The sequence below is a fragment of the Mycobacterium genavense ATCC 51234 genome, assembly GCF_000526915.1.
Classification (GTDB): domain Bacteria; phylum Actinomycetota; class Actinomycetes; order Mycobacteriales; family Mycobacteriaceae; genus Mycobacterium; species Mycobacterium genavense.
The window spans coordinates 67047-83962 of record NZ_JAGZ01000005.1; the positions used below are offsets into that span (position 1 = coordinate 67047).

The window sequence follows — 16916 nt, forward strand, 5'->3', positions numbered from 1 at the left end:
ATTCGTCGATCTCGCCGGGCTTCACCGCGACAGCCACGGCTCGATGCGGCGCAGGGCTTCTTCGATGTCACTCGTCGGCCCGGCGAACGAGAGTCGGACGAACCTGTTGCCTCGCGTGGTGTCGAAGTCGATCCCGGGAGCGATCGCGACGCCGGTGTCGGCCAACAACTTCGAACAGAAACCGAGCGAGTCGTCGGTGAAGTCCGATACGTCGGCGTAGACGTAGAACGCCCCGTCGGTCGGCGCCAGCCGGTCGATGCCTATCGCGCGCAGCCCGTCCAGCAGCAGCGAGCGGTTGACCGCGTAGTGGCTCAGATTGCTCTCGGCTTCGGCAATCGCCTCCGGCGTGAACGCGGCCACCGCGGCGATCTGCGACAGCACCGGCGGGCAAATGGTGAAGTTGCCGGTGAGGCAATCCACCGTGCGGCGCAGCTCGGACGGCACCAGCAACCAGCCCAGCCGCCAGCCCGTCATCGCGTAATACTTGGAAAAGCTGTTGACCACCAAGGCGTTTCGTGATGTCTGCCAGGCGCTACTGGTTTGCGGGGCGCCGTCGTAGACGAGCCCGTGGTAAACCTCGTCGCTGATCAGCCGTACACCCGAGGCATCACACCAGGACGCGATCGCTGCCAGTTCTGCAGGCGGTATGACGGTGCCGGTGGGATTGGCCGGGCTGGCGACGATCACCCCGCGCACGTCGAGTTCGGCGAGCATCTGCGCGGTGGGCTGGAATCGCGTCTCCGGTCCGCACGGGATCTCCACCACCTCACATCCCAACGCCGACAGGATGTTCCGATAGCACGGGTAGCCAGGGCTGGCCAGCGCCACCCGGTCCCCGACGTCAAAGCAGGCCAGAAAGGCGAGCAGGAATCCGCCCGACGAGCCGGTGGTGATGACCACCTCGTCAGGTTCGATTGAGATGCCATGCAGGCGTTGGTAATTCGCCGCGATCGCGGCACGTAGCTCGGGAATGCCCAACGCCACGGTGTAGCCCAGCTGGTTTGCCTGCACGGCCGATGCCGCCGCCCGAACCGGCTCGGGGGCGCTCACGCTGGGCTGTCCTGCCGAGAGGTTGACCAGATCACCATGACTGCGCTGGCGCTCCGCGGCCGCCAGCCAGACATCCATCACGTGGAATGGCGGGATGCCGGCGCGCAGTGCGACGGAACCGTTCACGACGTCTCGAGCACCTCGGATTCCAATCGGCGCAACACCTCTCGCGGCGGGTCGAGTAGTTGAGCGCTGCCATGCGCGCGCTTGAAGTACAAGTGCATGTCGTGTTCCCAGGTAATCGCGATGCCTCCATGCAGCTGGATGCCCTCGCTCGTCACAGTACACAGCGCCTCGGTGGCGGCCAGCCGCGCCGCCGCGGCGTTGGTGGGCGTGGGTTCGTTGCACGCGTCGTTCACGACGGCCTTGGCCGCGGCGATCGCGACGTACAGATCGGCCATCCGATGCTTGAGCGCCTGGAAGGTGCCGATCGGCCGGCCGAACTGTGCCCGGTTCTTGGCGTATTCGACCGTCAGCTCCAGGCAGCGTTCGGCCGCCCCGATCTGTTCGGCCGCCAGCAGGATGGCCGCGGTGTCGGCCAGGCCGGGGTCGGGACCCAGCGCGGTGACGTCCTCGGGCCGGACGCGGCCCAGCCGCCGGGTGGGGTCCATCGTCGTCACCGGCTGCGCGCTGAATCGCGTCCACCTGCTCAGCTCACCGTCGGCCGCGGCGACGACGACGTCCGCGATGTCGCCGTTGACCACGTAGTCGGCATCGAGCACCAGCGCCCCGATAGCTTCGCCCGTCGCCAAGGCTTCCAGCGTTTCGGCGTCGGGCTCGGGTGCGGCCAGCAGTGCGAGTTCGGCCAGCGTGGTGCCCAGCAGTGGCGATGGCACCAATGCGCGGCCGAGCTCCCGTAAAACCGTTGCGGCATCGGCCAATTCACCGCCGGCGCCGCCCAGCTCCTCGGGTATCACCAGCGCAGCGGCGCCGACCTGTTCGCACAGCAGCCGCCACAGAGATTCGTCGTAACCGCGCTCGGATTCGATCGCGGCGCGAACCGCCGCGGGGTTGGCGTGTTTGGTGACCAGCGCCGCGACGGTTTCGGCCAGCAGCTCCCGCTCTGCAGTCACAGTGCCTCCAACACCCGGCGCCGGTGCACCTGCGGCGTGCCCCACGCCGACCGCAGCGCTTGTACCCGCAGCAGCCATAGCGACAGGTCGTGTTCCTGAGTGAACCCGATTGCGCCGTGGGTCTGCAATGCCGAGCGCGCGGCCAGCAAACCGGCGTCGGATGCCGCCGCCTTGGCCACGCTCACGTCACGCGCGGCCGTGATCGTGTCGTCGGTCAGCGCCAGCGCCGCCCCGTACACCAGCGGGCGCGCCAGTTCGATCGCGATGTGCACGTCGGCCAGCTTGTGCTTGATCGCCTGGTACGAGCCGATCACTCGGCCGAACTGGCTGCGCTGCTTGGCGTATTCGACCGTGTCATTCAGCAACGCCTCGGCGGCGCCGACCAGCTGGGCGGCGGTCGCCAGTGCGCCGAACTCGTAGGCGCGCTGGATATCTGCCTGCCAGGTCGCCCCGCCGGCCGTCACGTCAAACAGGCGGCGGCTGGGGTCGACGGACCGGTGGCACTCACCCACGGCGGCCTCACTGACACCGTCGTCGACGGCCAGCAACACCAGTCCGGCGGCATCGGCGTCCACCGCGCGCGGGGCGTGCGGCGGCAGCGCGACCGTGACGATCAGTTCGCCGGAGGACAACTGAGTGCCGCGTTCGTCGTTGGCAAGCAGAATTGGTGCCACGGCGATGGATTCGGTGACCGGCCCGGGCACACACCACCGCCCGAGGCGTTCGAGCGCGACCACCAGGTCCACCGGGTGGGCGTCGAGCCCGTCGTACTTCTCCGGCACGATCAGCGCGGTGACGCCGAGGTCGGCCAGCTGCCCCCACACCTTACGGCCGGGCGCGACGTCGCCGTCGGACCAGGCGCGCACCGCCCGGGGCAGGTCGGCCGCGCCCAGCGCCGCGTCGATGCTGGCCGCGAAGTCGCGCTGCTGGTCGTCGAGCGCAAATTTCACTTCTTGCCTCCGGAGGATTCGCGCGGCAGGCCCAGCAGCCGCTCGGAGATGATGTTGCGCTGAATCTCGTTGGTGCCGGCATAGATTGGGCCGCCCAGCGCGAACAGCAGGCCATCGGTCCACGGCCCGGCAAGCTCTCCGTCGGCACCCAGGATGTCGAGTGCGGTCTGGTGCAGCGCTACGTCGAGGTCGGACCAGAACACCTTGGTCACCGACGACTCGGCGCCCAGCTCACCACCGGCGGCCAGCCGGGTCACCGTGCCGAAGGTCTGCAGTCGGTAGGCCTGCGCCTTGATCCAGGCGTCGGCGACGCGCTCGGCGTATTCGGTGGGGGAGCCGTGGTCCTTCCACAGCTGCACCAGCCGGTGCGCCGCCGCCACGAAACGGGCCGGGCTGCGCAGTGACATTCCGCGCTCGTTGCTCGACGTGCTCATCGCCGCACGCCAGCCGTCGTTCGGCTTGCCGATGACGTCCCGGTCGGGTACGAAGACGTCGTCGAGGAAGATTTCGCCGAACCCGGTGTCGCCACCCAGCTGCACGATCGGCCGCACCGTGACGCCCTTGGCCCTCAGGTCGAACATGAAGTACGTCAACCCGTTGTGCCGCTCCGCCGCAGGGTCGGAGCGGAACAGCCCGAAACCCATCTCCGCGAACGGGGCCCGCGAGCTCCAGATCTTCTGGCCGTTCAGCAGCCAGCCACCGTCGGTCTTCGTGGCCGTGGATCGCAACGACGCCAGGTCGCTGCCGGACTCGGGCTCCGACCAGGCCTGCGCCCAGATCTGTTCGCCGCTGGCCATTTTCGGCAGGATGCGGTCCAGCTGCTCCTCGGTGCCATGCGCGAATAGCGTGGGCGCCAGCATCGAGATGCCGTTGGCGCTGGCCCGGCCCGGGGCTCCGGCGCGGAAATACTCCTCCTCGTAGACCACCCAGTGCAGCAGCGACGCGTCGCGCCCGCCGTATTTCTTCGGCCAGTTGATCACCGACAGACCGGCGTCGAACAGCACCTTGTCCCAACGGCGGTGCTGGGCAAAGCCTTCGGCGTTGTCATATGACTTCGTCGGGATCCACTCGGCGTTGGCTGCCAGGAAATCCCGTACTTCGGCCGCGAACGCCAACGTTTCCTCGTCTAGTTCCAGATCCAATTCAGGCCAACTCTCGCAGTTGTGGTTTGACCACCTTGCCGCCGGCATTGCGCGGCAACGCGTCGACGAACCGCACCGACCGTGGTGCCTTGAAGTTCGCCAGATGCTCTCGGGTATAAGCGATTACCGACTCTTCGTCGAGGTCCGCGCCGGGCCGGGTCACCACGAACGCACGGCCTACCTCGCCCAGGCGCTCGTCCGGCACCCCGATCACCGCGGCGTCGGCCACCCCTTCCATCCGGGCCAGCACCTGCTCGACCTCGGCGGGGTAGACGTTAAATCCGCCGCAGATGTACATGTCCTTGAGCCGGTCGGTGATGCGCAGATTGCCGTTGGTATCGAGGACGCCGATGTCGCCGGTGTGCAACCAGCCGTCGGCGTCGATCGCCGCCGCGGTGGCCTCCGGGTCGTCGAGGTAGCCCAACATCACATTCGGCCCGCGCAGCAGCACCTCGCCGGCTTCCCCGGGAGTGGCTGCGTCGATGCGCAATTCGAAGTCGGCGAACGGGCGCCCGCAGGTGGTCGCGACGGTCACAGCGTCGTCGTCGGCTCGGCAGCTGGTGCCCATGCCGTTGGCCTCGGTCAGGCCGTAAGCGGTCAGCACGATGTCGATGTCGAGCTCGGATTGCATGCGTTCCACCAACACGACCGGCACGGTCGCCGCGCCGGTAACCGCGAACCGCAGCGAGCTCAGGTCGTAGTCGCCGCGTGCCGGGTGATCAAGCAGTGTCTGGTAAATCGTTGGCGGCCCGGGCAATACGGTGATGCGGTGCTGCTCGATCGCCTGCAGGGTGCGCAGCGGATCGAAGGTGAGGTGCGGGATCAGCGTCGCGCCGGTTTGCAGGCAGGCCAGGATGCCGGCCTTGTAGCCGAAGTTATGGAAAAACGGGTTGATGCACAGGTAGCGGTCGGCGCTGGTGATCTTGCCGTTGGCGGCCCACGACGCCGACGCCGACAGCGATTGCCGGTGCGCGCACAGCACGCCCTTGCTGCGACCGGTGGTTCCCGACGTGAACAGGATGTCGCTGAGGTCGTCGGGCAGCACGGCGGCCGCGCGGGCGACCACCGCATCGAGATCGGTGCCGCGCGTGATGAATTCGTCCCAGGTGCCGTCGTTGGTGTCGATCGGTATCCGGACGATATGCCGCAGCGCGGGCAGCGCGGCGCGGTCCAGATCGGCAACGCGATCGTTGCCGAGGAACCGCCCCATCCCGAACAGCACCGGCGCACCGGTACGCGCCAGGATGTCGCTGGCCTCCGAGGCCGTGTACCGGGTGTTCAGCGGCACCATCGCGGCGCCGGCATGGTGAATCGCCAGGCAGGCGATCACCCAGTGCCAGGTGTTGGGCGACCACACGGCCACCCGGTCGCCGCGCTGCACGCCGAGCGCGATCAGGGCCGCGGCCGCGCGGTGCACCTCGTCGCGCAGTTCGGTGGCGGTGAAGGAGCGGTCGTCGGTGATCAGCGCGGCCTGGTCGGGGAATCGATCGACCAAACGATCCAACGCCGCGGGCACGGTGCGCGGATCGCCAGTCATCGGGATACTCCTAACGAAGCAAGTGCTTGGTAGGTTAGCCTACAGGGCATGCAGGACGTCGAGGAGTTCCGGGCGGAGGTTCGCGATTGGCTGGCCGACAATCTGGTCGGCGAATTCGCAGCACTCAAGGGTCTGGGCGGTCCGGGACGCGAGCACGAGGCATTCGAGGAGCGCCTGGCATGGAATCGGCACCTCGCCGCGGCGGGACTGACCTGTCTGGGATGGCCGGTCGAGCACGGCGGCCGGGGACTGTCGACCGCGCACCGGGTGGCGTTCTACGAGGAGTACGCCAAGGCCGATGCTCCCGACAAGGTCAACCACTTCGGCGAGGAACTGCTCGGTCCGACGCTCATCGCGTTCGGCACACCCGAGCAGCAGCAGCGTTTCCTGCCGCGCATTCTGGATGTCACCGAGCTGTGGTGCCAAGGCTATTCGGAGCCGGGAGCCGGTAGCGATCTCGCCAACGTGGCGACCACCGCCGAACTCGACGGCGACGAGTGGGTGATCAACGGCCAGAAAGTGTGGACGTCGCTGGCGCACTGGGCGCAATGGTGCTTTGTGGTGGCCCGCACCGAGAAGGGTTCTAAGCGGCATGCCGGGCTGTCGTATCTGCTGGTGCCACTGGACCAGCCCGGCGTGCAAGTGCGCCCGATCATCCAGCTGACCGGCGACTCGGAGTTCAACGAGGTCTTCTTCGACGACGCCCGCACCGAGGCAGCTTTGGTGGTCGGCGAGCCGGGCGACGGCTGGCGCGTCGCGATGGGAACGCTGACCTTCGAGCGCGGCGTCTCGACCCTCGGACAGCAGATCCGTTATGCCCGTGAACTTTCCAACCTGGCCGAGCTCGCCCAGCGCAACGGCGCCGCCCAGGACCCGTTCATCCGCGAGCGGCTGACCCGGGCCTGGGCCGGGCTACGGGCGATGCGCAGCTATGCGCTGGCCACGATGGACGTCGATAGAGGCGGCCAGGCCGCCGGGAAAGATAACGTGTCGAAGTTGTTGTGGGCCAATTGGCATCGCGGTCTCGGTGAGCTGGCGATGGACGTCATCGGCAAGGCCGGCCTGACGCTGTCCGACGGCGAATTCGACGAGTGGCAGCGGCTGTTCCTGTTCAGCCGCGCCGACACCATCTACGGCGGGTCCAACGAGATCCAGCGCAACATCATCGCCGAGCGGGTTCTCGGCTTACCCCGGGAGGTCAAGGGATGAGTTTGGCCGAAGTGCCGAAAGAGATTGCCGGACATGGACTCTTGACCGGCAAGGTGGTCGTGGTGACCGCTGCCGCGGGCACCGGCATCGGCTCGGCGACCGCGCGTCGGGCCCTGGCCGAGGGTGCCGACGTGGTGATCTCCGACCACCACGAACGACGACTGGGGGAGACGGCCGAGGAACTGTCCGCGCTGGGCCGGGGGCGCGTCGAGCACGTGGTGTGCGACGTGACGTCGACCGCCCAGGTGGATGCCCTGATCGACTCGGCCACCGCCCGGCTGGGACGCATCGACGTACTGATCAACAACGCCGGGCTGGGTGGGCAGACGCCGGTGGTCGACATGACCGACGACGAGTGGGACCGCGTCCTGGACGTGACCCTGACCTCGGTGTTGCGCGCCACCCGTGCGGCGCTGCGCTACTTCCGCGAGGCGCCGCACGGCGGGGTGATCGTCAACAATGCCAGCGTGCTGGGCTGGCGGGCGCAGCACTCGCAGTCGCACTACGCGGCCGCCAAGGCGGGCGTGATGGCGTTAACCCGTTGCAGCGCAATCGAAGCCGCCGAGTATGACGTGCGGATCAACGCGGTGTCGCCGAGCATCGCGCGGCACAAGTTTCTGGAGAAGACCTCGTCGTCGGATCTGCTCGACCGGCTCTCGGCCGGCGAGGCGTTCGGGCGGGCCGCCGAACCGTGGGAGGTCGCGGCCAGCATCGCGTTCTTGGCCAGCGATTACTCGAGCTACCTCACCGGCGAGGTCATCTCGGTGTCCAGCCAACATCCGTGAGCCCGGGTGGCCAAGCAAGCGCTTGGTTGATATCCTGATCGGGTGGACCGAGTGGCCGGTCAGGCGAACAGCCGACGAGACGAGCTCCTGGAGCTCGCCGCCACCATGTTCGCCGAGCGGGGTCTACGCGCCACCACCGTGCGCGACATCGCCGACGGCGCCGGCATCCTGTCCGGCAGCCTGTACCACCATTTCTCCTCCAAAGAGGAGATGGTCGACGAGTTGTTGCGCAGCTTCCTGGACTGGCTGTTCGCCCGCTACCGCGAAATCGTGGACAGCCAAGCCAACCCGCTGGAACGGCTCAAGGGGCTGTTCATGCTGTCGTTCGAGGCGATCGAGCACCGGCACGCGCAGGTCGTGATCTACCAGGACGAGGCCCAACGGCTGCTCGCGCAGCCCCGCTTTTCCTACATCAAGGACATGAATCGCCAGCAGCGCAAGATGTGGATCGAGTTGCTGAAGCAGGGCATCGACGAGGGCTGCTTCCGGGCCGACCTGGACGTCGACCTCATCTACCGATTTATCCGTGACACCACCTGGGTGTCGGTGCGCTGGTATCGACCCGGCGGACCGCTCACCGCGGAGCAGGTGGGCCAGCAATATCTCGCCATCGTGCTTGGCGGGATCACCAAAAAAGGAGCGACACAATGATAGAGGCGTACGTCATCGACGCTGTGCGTACCGCGGTTGGCAAGCGCAATGGCGCACTGGCCGGAATCCATCCCGTCGACCTGGGTGCGCACGCGTGGCGTGGTCTGCTCGACCGGGTCGACGCCGACCCCGCCGCCGTCGACGACGTGATCGCCGGCTGCGTCGACGCGATCGGCGGCCAGGCGGGCAACATTGCCCGGCTGTCGTGGCTGGCCGCCGGCTATCCCGAAGAGGTCCCCGGGGTGACGGTGGACCGGCAGTGTGGTTCCAGCCAGCAAGCGATTTCCTTTGGCGCGCAGGCGATCATGGCGGGCACTGCCGATTTGATCGTGGCCGGCGGCATGCAGAACATGAGCTGGATCCCGATTTCGTCGGCGATGACGGTCGGCGAGCAGTTCGGGTTCACCTCGCCGACCAACGAGTCCAAGCAATGGCTGCACCGTTACGGCGATCAGGAGATCTCCCAGTTCCGCGGCGCGGAGATGATCGCCGAGAAGTGGAACCTCTCCCGCGAGGAGATGGAGCAGTACTCGCTGACCAGCCACGACCGGGCATTAGCGGCGATTCGCAGCGGACACTTCGACAACGAAATCATCACCGTGGAAACCGAATCCGGCCCGTTCCGGGTCGACGAGGGCCCACGCGAGTCGTCGCTGGAAAAGATGGCCGGACTCAAGACGCTGGTCGACGGCGGCCGGCTCACCGCGGCGATGGCCAGCCAGATCTCCGACGGTGCGAGTGCGGTGTTGCTGGCGTCCGAGCAGGCGGTCAAGGACCACAAGCTGAAGCCCCGCGCCCGCATCCACCACGTCAGCGCTCGCGCGGCCGACCCCGTGTTCATGCTGACCGGGCCCATCCCGGCGACCCGCTACGCGCTGGAGAAGACGGGACTGTCGATCGGCGACATCGACACCGTCGAGATCAATGAGGCCTTCGCGCCGGTGGTGATGGCGTGGCTCAAGGAGGTCAAGGCCGACCCGGAGAAGGTCAACCCCAACGGCGGCGCGATTGCCCTCGGGCACCCGCTGGGTGCCACCGGCGCAAAGCTGTTCACCACCATGCTCAATGAGCTCGAGCGCATCGGCGGTCGCTACGGGCTGCAGACGATGTGTGAGGGCGGTGGTACGGCCAACGTCACGATCATCGAGCGGCTCTAAATCGCGGGGGCTTACTCCTCGACGAGCCTGGAGGCCGCACGCAGGTGCTCGATCGCCTCACGCACGATCGACTCGATCAGGTCGGCGCACGACGGCAGGTCTTCCAGAATGCCGGCGACCTGCCCGGAGGCCAGCACACCGGCCTCGGTGTTGCCCTCGACGAGCCCGGCCTTCAACAACATCGGGGTGTTGGCCGCCATCACCACCTGAGCCATTGTCATTTCCTTGCCGTGCCGCATCGCCAGGCCGTCTTGGATCATCGACTTCCAGGTCATGCCGGACATGTGCTTGAACTTCGCGGCGTTGCGCACCGCGGCGGTCAAACCCCTTATCGGCGAACCGTTTTCCAGCTTTTCGACCAGCCCGGTGCGCAGCACCCGATGCGGCATGCCGTCGACGCGCGTGGTGACCACCGTCCCGTCCAGCGCCGACTCCAGGTAGCGGCGTTTCACCGCGTCGGGCACCGTGGAATCCGACGTGAGCAGAAACCGGGTGCCCATCGCCACACCGGCCGCACCGTACGACAGCGCCGCCGCCAGGCCGCGCCCGTCGAAGAATCCGCCCGCCGCGACGACCGGGATCCCGCTGCCTTTCACGGCGTCCAGCACCGACGGCAACAGCAGTGTGGTGGCGACGGGCCCGGTGTGCCCGCCGCCCTCGCCGCCCTGCACGATCATCGCGTCGGCGCCCCAGCTTGCGACCTTGCGCGCGTGCTTGGCCGCGCCGATCGACGGAATAACCACCGCACCAGCCTCTTTGAGCCGGGCGATCAGCTCCGGCTTGGGTGCCAGCGCGAACGACGCCACCTTCACGCCCTCGCGGATCATCAACTCGACCCGGTCGCCCGCATCCGCGGCATCGGCGCGGATGTTCACGCCGAAGGGCTTGTCGGTGGCGGCCTTGACCTTGCCGATGGCCGTGGCCAGTTCGTCCAGCGTCATCGTGGCCGACGCCAGGATGCCCAGTCCGCCGGCGTTGGCGGTGGCCGATATCAGCCGCGCTCCAGCCACCCAGCCCATCCCGGTTTGCACCACCGGGTGCTCCACGCCGACCAGCTCGGTCAACGGCGTACGCAATCTCATGACCGTATCTCGCGGTCGCGCAACGACTTCGGGTCGATCGTTTCGCGGATCAACTTCAGCTCGTCGTCGGTCGGCAGCCGGGTCTCCGCGGCCTGCTCGAGGCCGTGGATGTCGAAGGAGGTGGTTTCGCGAACCTGCTCCGGCGACACACCGGGGTGCAGGCTCACCGCCCGCATCGCCCGGTCCGGCCCCCCGAAGTCGAACACGCCGAGATTCGACACCACTCGATACGTGTTGGCGAAACGGAATGCCGGATTGTCGGCGTCCACGTTGTCCCAACCGACCCCGCAGACGATGTCGACCTTCTCGCAGAACACCCGCTTGGAGTGGTTGCCGACCCAGTAGCTGGTCGCATGGTTGATCGCGTTGCCCGGCGCCCCGCGGACGCCGAACATCTGCCGGGTCGGATGCTGCAACGGCCCGAACGCCGACAGGTTCTGATTACCGTAGCGGTCAATTTGATTCGCGCCCATCACCACGTGGCGCCGGCCCCAGGCCAGGGTCTCGAACACGCGGCCGAACGGCATCCAGCCCTCTGTCCTTTTTGGGGTCCCGTCTTCTCCCAGGGCCGGGGTATCGGCGAGCAGCTGCGCCTCGCCGTCGGTGAGCAGGATGTCGGGCGAGAACGTCAACCGTGCCAGACGCGCTCCGACCGACGCCATGTTCGTCATCGGGCTGACCATGATTTCGCCTGCATCCCTGAACAATTCGGCGCAGGCAACCGCGCAGATTTCGGCTCTCGTGGCGCTCATTGTCGAGGTCATTTCGCCGCCTCCTGTGCGAACTTGGCCACGGCCGCCTGGTATTCGGTCTCCCCGCCGGACAGGTAGGTCGCGACGAACTGCTGCCAGCCCTCCTCGGTCGAGGCGGCTTCTGCGTAGTGGCGCTGGAACTTCTCGTCGCGCCCGTAATCGGGAGCGGCGGTGGTGAAGTGGGCGCCGTTCGGCGCTTCCACGACCGCGTCGACCATCATCCGGTTCACCAGCAGCGCCTGCGGCGGCACCGCCTTGACCAGCTCCTGGGTCGACGCGATCCGCTCCACCGACAGGAAGCGCTTCTCGGCGGCCATCAAGAAGAGGTCGTCGAAGTACGGGTCGATGCCGGTGTAGGCCGCATTGCCTTGGCTGTCACCGAGATTGAGGTGCGCGAACGCGGCGTCCAGGCGCAACGCCGGCATCGCGATCAGCGTCTCGTGGCCGCCGCCGGGCGCGGGGTACGGGCTGGTTACCGTCTGCAGCTCGCCTTCCCAGAAGTCCAGCACCGAACTGCCCAGCCCGGCGCGAATCGGCAGGAACAACAGCCGTTGTGCCGCGGCCTGTAGGCCACAGCGCAGCATGCCCTCGTCCATCTCCCGGGCCTCGATGGAACCGGTGGTGCGGGCCTTGGCGAACCACGGGTCGTAGAACGGCGGCGAGTCCAGCGAGACGAAGCCGTAGTAGACCCGCTTCACCTTGCCCGCCGAGCACAGCAGGCCCAGATCGGGTCCGCCGTAGCTGACGATGGTCAGGTCCTTGACGTCGGTACGCAGCAGGGCGCGCACGAACGCCATCGGCTTGCGCCGCGATCCCCAGCCGCCGATGCCGATGGTCATGCCGCTGCGCAGCTGCGCGACGGCCTCGTCGAGAGTGGTTCTTTTGTCGCTCAAGGCTTCTCACCCTTCGTCGTACCGGCGAACGCGTCGCGGTGTTCGTCGGACACCCCGGCGAGGTTGAGCTCGAAGGTAAAGCCTTGTTCCATCCGATAACTCGAGTTGACCCGTTGCACGTCGATGAAGTTCAGCGCCTCTTTGGCTGCACGGATCACGCGGGTGTCCTTGGCGGCGATGTCGCGGGCCACGCGCAGCGCGGCCTCGTCGAGTTCGTCGCGGGAGATCACCTCGTGCACCGAGCCGAAGTGGTGCAGGGTGGCGGCGTCGACGGTGGCCGCGGTGAAGAACAGCCGCCGCATCATGTGCTGCGGCACCAGCCGGGACAGGTGGGTGGCCGCGCCCAGCGCGCCGCGCTCCACCTCGGGCAGTCCGAAGGTGGCGTCGTCGGAGGCCACGATGACATCGGCGTTGCCGACCAGGCCGATGCCACCGCCCACGCAGAATCCGTTCACCGCGGCGATCACCGGAACGGCGCATTCGTACACGGCGCGGAATGCGTGGAAGCAGCCACGGTTGGCGTCGATCAGCGCGGTGAACCCCTCGGTGCGCTGCATCTCCTTGATGTCGACGCCGGCGTTGAATCCGCGTCCCTCCGCGCGCAGGATCACGGCGTGGGTCGCGGGGTTAGTGCCGGCGGCCGTGATGGCGTCGCCGAGCTCGAACCACCCTCGCGACGGGATGGCGTTGACGGGCGGGTAGTTAACGGTGACCGCGACTATGCCCGGTTCGGAGCTGGTGGATGTGATGGTCAATTGGCACTTCCTCGTGAAATTGAGGCCGACTACCTAAGCAAGCACTTGCTTGGTACACTAGCACAGTGACTCGCGCCGAAGCATCCGCCATCAATTTGGGATTGGCCGGCTGCGTGGTCCTGGTCACGGGCGGCGTCCGCGGGGTGGGCGCCGGAATCAGCGCGGTGTTCGCCGAGCAGGGTGCGACCGTGATCACTTGCGCCCGCCGTGCCGTCGAGGGCCTGCCGTACGAGTTTCATCCGTGCGACGTCCGCGACGAGGAAGCGGTCCAGGCGTTGATCGACGTTATCGTGCAGCAGCACGGACGACTCGACGTTGTGGTCAACAACGCCGGCGGATCGCCCTACGTGCTGACCGCGGAGTCCAGCTCCAAATTCAACCGAAAGATTATCGAGCTCAATCTCATTGGCGCGCTGCTCGTTTCGCAATTCGCCAACGAGAAGATGCAGGCCCAGCCGGGCGGCGGCGCCATCGTCAACATCTGCAGCCTGAGCGGCCGGCGGCCATCGCCGGGCACCGGCGCGTACGGGGCGGCCAAGGCCGGGCTGGAAAGTCTGACGCAGACGCTGGCGGTGGAATGGGGGCCCAAGGTCCGGGTCAACGCCTGCGTGGTCGGTATGGTCGAGACCGAACAGGCCGACCTGTTCTACGGGGATGCCGAGTCGATCGCCGCGATCTCCAAGAATGTGCCATTGGGTCGGATGGCCAAGCCCGAGGATGTCGGTTGGGCCGCAGCCTTTTTGGCGTCCGACGCGGCGTCCTACATCAGCGGTGCCTCGCTGGAGGTGCACGGCGGTGGCGAGCCGCCGCACTATCTGGCCACCACGAACGCCAGCGCGATCAAGTAGAGGAGACAACAACTATGGGACTGGTCGACGGCCGGGTCGTCATCGTCACAGGAGCCGGCGGCGGGATCGGCCGCGTGCATGCGCTGGCCTTCGCGGCCGAAGGCGCGCGGGTGGTCGTCAACGACATCGGCGTGGGTCTGGACGGATCACCGGCAACCGGCGGCAGTGCCGCGCAGGCCGTGGTCGACGAGATCACCGCTGCGGGTGGCGAAGCCGTCGCCGACGGCTCGAACATCGCGGACTGGAACCAAGCGGCCCAGCTGATCCAGACCGCGGTCGACACGTTCGGCGGGCTGGACGTCCTGGTCAACAACGCCGGCATCGTGCGCGACCGGATGATGGCCAACACCAGTGAGGAAGAGTTCGACGCCGTCATCGCCGTGCACCTCAAGGGACATTTCGCCACGATGCGCCACGCCGCGGCGTATTGGCGCGGGCTCTCCAAAGAGGGCAAAACCGTTGACGCACGGATCATTAACACCAGCTCGGGTGCGGGCCTGCAGGGCAGTGTCGGGCAGGGCAACTACAGCGCCGCCAAGGCCGGCATCGCGGCGATGACGCTGGTCGCCGCGGCCGAGATGGGCCGCTACGGGGTCACGGTCAACGCGATCGCGCCGTCGGCCCGCACCCGCATGACCGAGACGGTCTTCGCCGAGATGATGGCGACGCAGGACCAGGCTTTCGACGCGATGGCACCGGAAAACGTGTCGCCCCTGGTGGTTTGGCTGGGCAGCGTCGAATCCCGCGATGTCACCGGCAAGGTGTTCGAAGTCGAGGGCGGCAAGATCCGCGTCGCCGAGGGCTGGGCGCACGGCCCGCAGATCGACAAGGGCGCGCGGTGGGATCCCGCCGAGCTCGGGCCCGTCGTCGCCGACCTGCTGGCCAAGGCGCGGCCGCCGGTCCCCGTCTACGGGGCCTAACCAGCCAGCGCCGAACGTGCTGTGGTGGCGCGATTTTCGTCGATTTGTCGCCACCAGAGCACGTTCGGCGAAGACGCGGCTTAAGGTTCGCAGATGACGACCGGGATCACCCGGTCGGTCCAGGACTGGTAGTGGTCGAAGTTCGGATACATCGCCACCAGTTTCGGCCAGTACTCGGCGCGCTCCTCGGCGGTGGCGTCACGTGCCCGCAGCGCCAGCACCTCTTCCTTGATCTGCACGGTCACTTGGGGATTGGCCTTGAGGTTCAGGTACCACATCGGGTGCTTGTCGCGCCCGCCCTGGGAGGCGACCAGGATGACGCGGTTGCCGTCGCGCAGATAGAGCAGCCGGCTCACCCGCGGGTCACCGGTCTTGCGGCCCGTCGTCGTCAGCAGCGCGACCGGGCTCTTCTGGAACACGCCGCCGAACTTTCCGTTGCTGCGCTTGTAAATCCACGCGTTGCCCTTCGACATCCACTTGATGAAGAAGCCGACCACGGGCGAATTGAGAGATTTTGGTTTTTCCATGTCGTCCCTAGCGCTGAATGAAGGGGTGAAACCGAACCTTGATGTGGTGGATTTCGGCTCGCCCGCTTGGACTTTCGGCGGGGATGACGAACGTCTCGTCCACCCGCGCGCCCACCCGGCGGCCGCCGAACGCTGCCTTGGTCAGCACCTGGTAGCGGGCACGCACCGCGTCGCCGATGATGGAACAGTCCGGCGGCGTCGTCTCGGCGAGGAGCCGATACTGCGGTCCGCGATTGAGGCTGCGCCGCAGGTGGTTTCCGTTGAAGCCGTTCTTGATGCCCTGTTCGACGCGGGTGCATCCGGGCGCGAACGGAACCGCATCGCCGGTATGGCTGACCAGCGCATCGATGTATGCCTGCGCCGCGGCGATGCGATCCTGCTCGGAAACGACCAATGCGTCAGATGCGCTCGATGATGGTGCCGGTCGACAGCGCGCCGCCGGCGCACATCGTGATCAGCGCGGTGGTCTGGTCGGTGCGCTCCAGTTCGTGCAGCGCGGTGGTGATCATCCGGCTGCCGGTGCTGCCCACCGGGTGGCCGAGCGCGATCGCCCCGCCGTTGACGTTGACCTTGTCCATGTCGGGGTTGTGCACCCGCGTCCAGGACAGCACGACCGACGCAAAGGCCTCGTTGATCTCGGTGATGTCGATGTCGCCCATCTTCATGCCGGCCTTTTCCAGCACCTTGGCCGTCGACTGCACGGGGCCGTCCAGGTGGTAGTAGGGCTCTGCGCCGACGAGCGCCTGGCTGACGATGCGGGCCCGCGGCTTCAGGCCCAGCGCCTTGGCCTTGTCCTCGTCCATCCACAGCACGGCCGCGGCGCCGTCGGAGATCTGCGACGAGGTGCCGGCGGTGTGGATGCCGCCCTCGATCACCGGCTTCAGCGAGGCCAGGCCCTCCAGCGTGGTCTCGCGCAGGCCCTGGTCCTTGGTCACGACGTGGCGGTCGCTGGTCGGCTGCTTGTTCTCGTCGAGCACCGGCGCCTCGATGCCGCTGATCTCGCGGTCGAACCGGCCCTCGGCCCAGGCCTGCTGCGCCTTGCGCTGCGAGTCGAAGCCGAACTGGTCGATCTCCTCGCGGGAGATGCCGCGGCGCTTGGCGATCCGCTCGGCGGCGGTGAACTGATCGGGCAGGTCGATGTCCCACGACGCGGGACGCAGGATGCCGCGGTCGGGGCCGGCGTTGGCGCCCAGCCCGACGCGGCTCATGGCCTCGATGCCGCACGCGATGCCGATGTCGATCGCACCGGCGGCGATCAGGCCCGCGATCAGACCGTTGGCCTGTTGGCCGCTGCCGCATTGGCAATCCACGGTCGCCGCACCCACGTGGTCCGGCAAGCCGGCGACCAGCCAGCTGACGCGGGTGATGTTGTTGGATTGCTCGCCGAACTGCGTGACGCAGCCGCCGATGATTTGCTCGACGTCGCCGGCGTCAATACCGGCCTTCTCCACGAGAGCCTTTTGCGTGGCCCCCAGTAACTCGGTGGCGTGCAGACCGGACAGCCATCCGTTCCGCTTACCGATGGGGCTGCGTGTGGCTTCGACGATGACAGGGTTACCCATTCCGTCAGGCTAGAACACGTTTC

At 67.3% G+C, this 16916-nt stretch carries 18 protein-coding genes; 6 read left to right on the top strand and 12 right to left on the bottom strand.

Annotation, left to right across the window (positions count from 1 at the left end; all coding sequences use genetic code 11):
* Window positions 1-21: 21 nt before the first annotated feature.
* From T428_RS0112880 to fadD3, 5 genes are read right to left on the bottom strand one after another with little or no spacing between them, the layout of a single operon-like run.
* Window positions 22-1176, bottom strand: coding sequence for a pyridoxal phosphate-dependent aminotransferase (locus tag T428_RS0112880; protein ID WP_025736805.1), 1155 nt, complete (start codon window positions 1174-1176; stop codon window positions 22-24).
* A complete protein-coding gene (ipdE2, locus tag T428_RS0112885; RefSeq protein ID WP_025736806.1) occupies window positions 1173-2123 on the bottom strand; it encodes an acyl-CoA dehydrogenase IpdE2 in 951 nt (316 codons plus the stop codon). Before ipdE2 ends, T428_RS0112880 begins: the two co-directional genes overlap by 4 nt.
* Complete coding sequence (locus T428_RS0112890; protein ID WP_025736808.1) at window positions 2120-3073, bottom strand: acyl-CoA dehydrogenase family protein; 954 nt, start codon at window positions 3071-3073, stop codon at window positions 2120-2122. The genes ipdE2 and T428_RS0112890 overlap by 4 nt, the downstream gene beginning before the upstream one ends.
* Window positions 3070-4215, bottom strand: a complete 1146-nt coding sequence (locus T428_RS0112895; RefSeq protein ID WP_025736809.1) for an acyl-CoA dehydrogenase family protein — start codon at window positions 4213-4215, stop codon at window positions 3070-3072. The genes T428_RS0112890 and T428_RS0112895 overlap by 4 nt, the downstream gene beginning before the upstream one ends.
* 1 nt (window position 4216) lies before the next feature.
* Entirely contained in the window at window positions 4217-5752 is a 1536-nt protein-coding gene (fadD3, locus tag T428_RS0112900; protein WP_025736810.1) for a 3-((3aS,4S,7aS)-7a-methyl-1,5-dioxo-octahydro-1H-inden-4-yl)propanoate--CoA ligase FadD3, read from the bottom strand.
* Window positions 5753-5800: 48 nt separating this feature from the next.
* On the opposite strand from fadD3, the gene ipdE1 reads away from it, so the two are divergent.
* From ipdE1 to fadA6, 4 genes are read left to right on the top strand one after another with little or no spacing between them, the layout of a single operon-like run.
* Window positions 5801-6961: an acyl-CoA dehydrogenase IpdE1 gene (gene ipdE1, locus T428_RS0112905; RefSeq protein WP_025736812.1), complete on the top strand. Its 1161-nt coding sequence runs from the start codon at window positions 5801-5803 to the stop codon at window positions 6959-6961.
* Entirely contained in the window at window positions 6958-7746 is a 789-nt protein-coding gene (gene ipdF, locus T428_RS0112910) for a (5R,7aS)-5-hydroxy-7a-methyl-1-oxo-2,3,5,6,7,7a-hexahydro-1H-indene-carboxyl-CoA reductase (protein ID WP_025736813.1), read from the top strand. The genes ipdE1 and ipdF overlap by 4 nt, the downstream gene beginning before the upstream one ends.
* A 42-nt stretch (window positions 7747-7788) precedes the next feature.
* Window positions 7789-8397 (top strand): TetR family transcriptional regulator KstR2, encoded by a 609-nt coding sequence (kstR2, locus tag T428_RS0112915; RefSeq protein ID WP_025736815.1) that lies wholly within the window; start codon window positions 7789-7791, stop codon window positions 8395-8397.
* On the top strand, window positions 8394-9554 hold the full coding sequence (fadA6, locus tag T428_RS0112920) for a steroid 3-ketoacyl-CoA thiolase FadA6 (RefSeq protein ID WP_025736817.1): 1161 nt from the start codon (window positions 8394-8396) through the stop codon (window positions 9552-9554). The genes kstR2 and fadA6 overlap by 4 nt, the downstream gene beginning before the upstream one ends.
* Window positions 9555-9565: 11 nt before the next feature.
* On the opposite strand, the gene ipdC is transcribed toward fadA6, so the two are convergent.
* Genes ipdC through echA20 form a run of 4 tightly spaced genes read right to left on the bottom strand, consistent with a single transcriptional unit; the run spans window position 9566 to window position 13036 of the window.
* Window positions 9566-10636, bottom strand: a complete 1071-nt coding sequence (ipdC, locus tag T428_RS0112925; protein WP_025736818.1) for a (3aS,4S,5R,7aS)-5-hydroxy-7a-methyl-1-oxo-octahydro-1H-indene-4-carboxyl-CoA dehydrogenase — start codon at window positions 10634-10636, stop codon at window positions 9566-9568.
* Window positions 10633-11388 carry a cholesterol ring-cleaving hydrolase subunit IpdB gene (gene ipdB, locus T428_RS0112930; RefSeq protein ID WP_025736819.1) on the bottom strand — a complete coding sequence of 252 codons (756 nt, stop codon included), beginning with the start codon at window positions 11386-11388 and terminating at the stop codon, window positions 10633-10635. The genes ipdC and ipdB overlap by 4 nt, the downstream gene beginning before the upstream one ends.
* 8 nt (window positions 11389-11396) lie before the next feature.
* Complete coding sequence (ipdA, locus tag T428_RS0112935) at window positions 11397-12281, bottom strand: cholesterol ring-cleaving hydrolase subunit IpdA (RefSeq protein WP_025736820.1); 885 nt, start codon at window positions 12279-12281, stop codon at window positions 11397-11399.
* Window positions 12278-13036, bottom strand: coding sequence for a (7aS)-7a-methyl-1,5-dioxo-2,3,5,6,7,7a-hexahydro-1H-indene-carboxyl-CoA hydrolase (gene echA20, locus T428_RS0112940; RefSeq protein WP_025736821.1), 759 nt, complete (start codon window positions 13034-13036; stop codon window positions 12278-12280). The genes ipdA and echA20 overlap by 4 nt, the downstream gene beginning before the upstream one ends.
* 65 nt (window positions 13037-13101) lie before the next feature.
* Here echA20 and T428_RS0112945 point away from each other — a divergent pair, with 65 nt between their 5' ends.
* Together T428_RS0112945 and T428_RS0112950 are read left to right on the top strand one after the other, a co-directional pair.
* Window positions 13102-13884, top strand: a complete 783-nt coding sequence (locus T428_RS0112945) for an SDR family oxidoreductase (protein ID WP_425412034.1) — start codon at window positions 13102-13104, stop codon at window positions 13882-13884.
* 14 nt (window positions 13885-13898) lie between these two features.
* Window positions 13899-14804, top strand: coding sequence for an SDR family oxidoreductase (locus T428_RS0112950; protein ID WP_025736823.1), 906 nt, complete (start codon window positions 13899-13901; stop codon window positions 14802-14804).
* 80 nt (window positions 14805-14884) lie between these two features.
* Here the strand turns inward: T428_RS0112950 and T428_RS0112955 are convergent, their stop codons facing one another.
* The 3 genes from T428_RS0112955 to T428_RS0112965 are packed head-to-tail and all read right to left on the bottom strand — an operon-like array spanning window position 14885 to window position 16893.
* A complete protein-coding gene (locus tag T428_RS0112955) occupies window positions 14885-15331 on the bottom strand; it encodes a nitroreductase family deazaflavin-dependent oxidoreductase (RefSeq protein WP_025736824.1) in 447 nt (148 codons plus the stop codon).
* Window positions 15332-15338: 7 nt separating this feature from the next.
* Window positions 15339-15725 (bottom strand): DUF8021 domain-containing protein, encoded by a 387-nt coding sequence (locus T428_RS0112960; RefSeq protein WP_025736825.1) that lies wholly within the window; start codon window positions 15723-15725, stop codon window positions 15339-15341.
* A gap of 4 nt (window positions 15726-15729) precedes the next feature.
* Window positions 15730-16893 carry a steroid 3-ketoacyl-CoA thiolase gene (locus T428_RS0112965; protein ID WP_025736826.1) on the bottom strand — a complete coding sequence of 388 codons (1164 nt, stop codon included), beginning with the start codon at window positions 16891-16893 and terminating at the stop codon, window positions 15730-15732.
* Window positions 16894-16916: the final 23 nt, after the last annotated feature.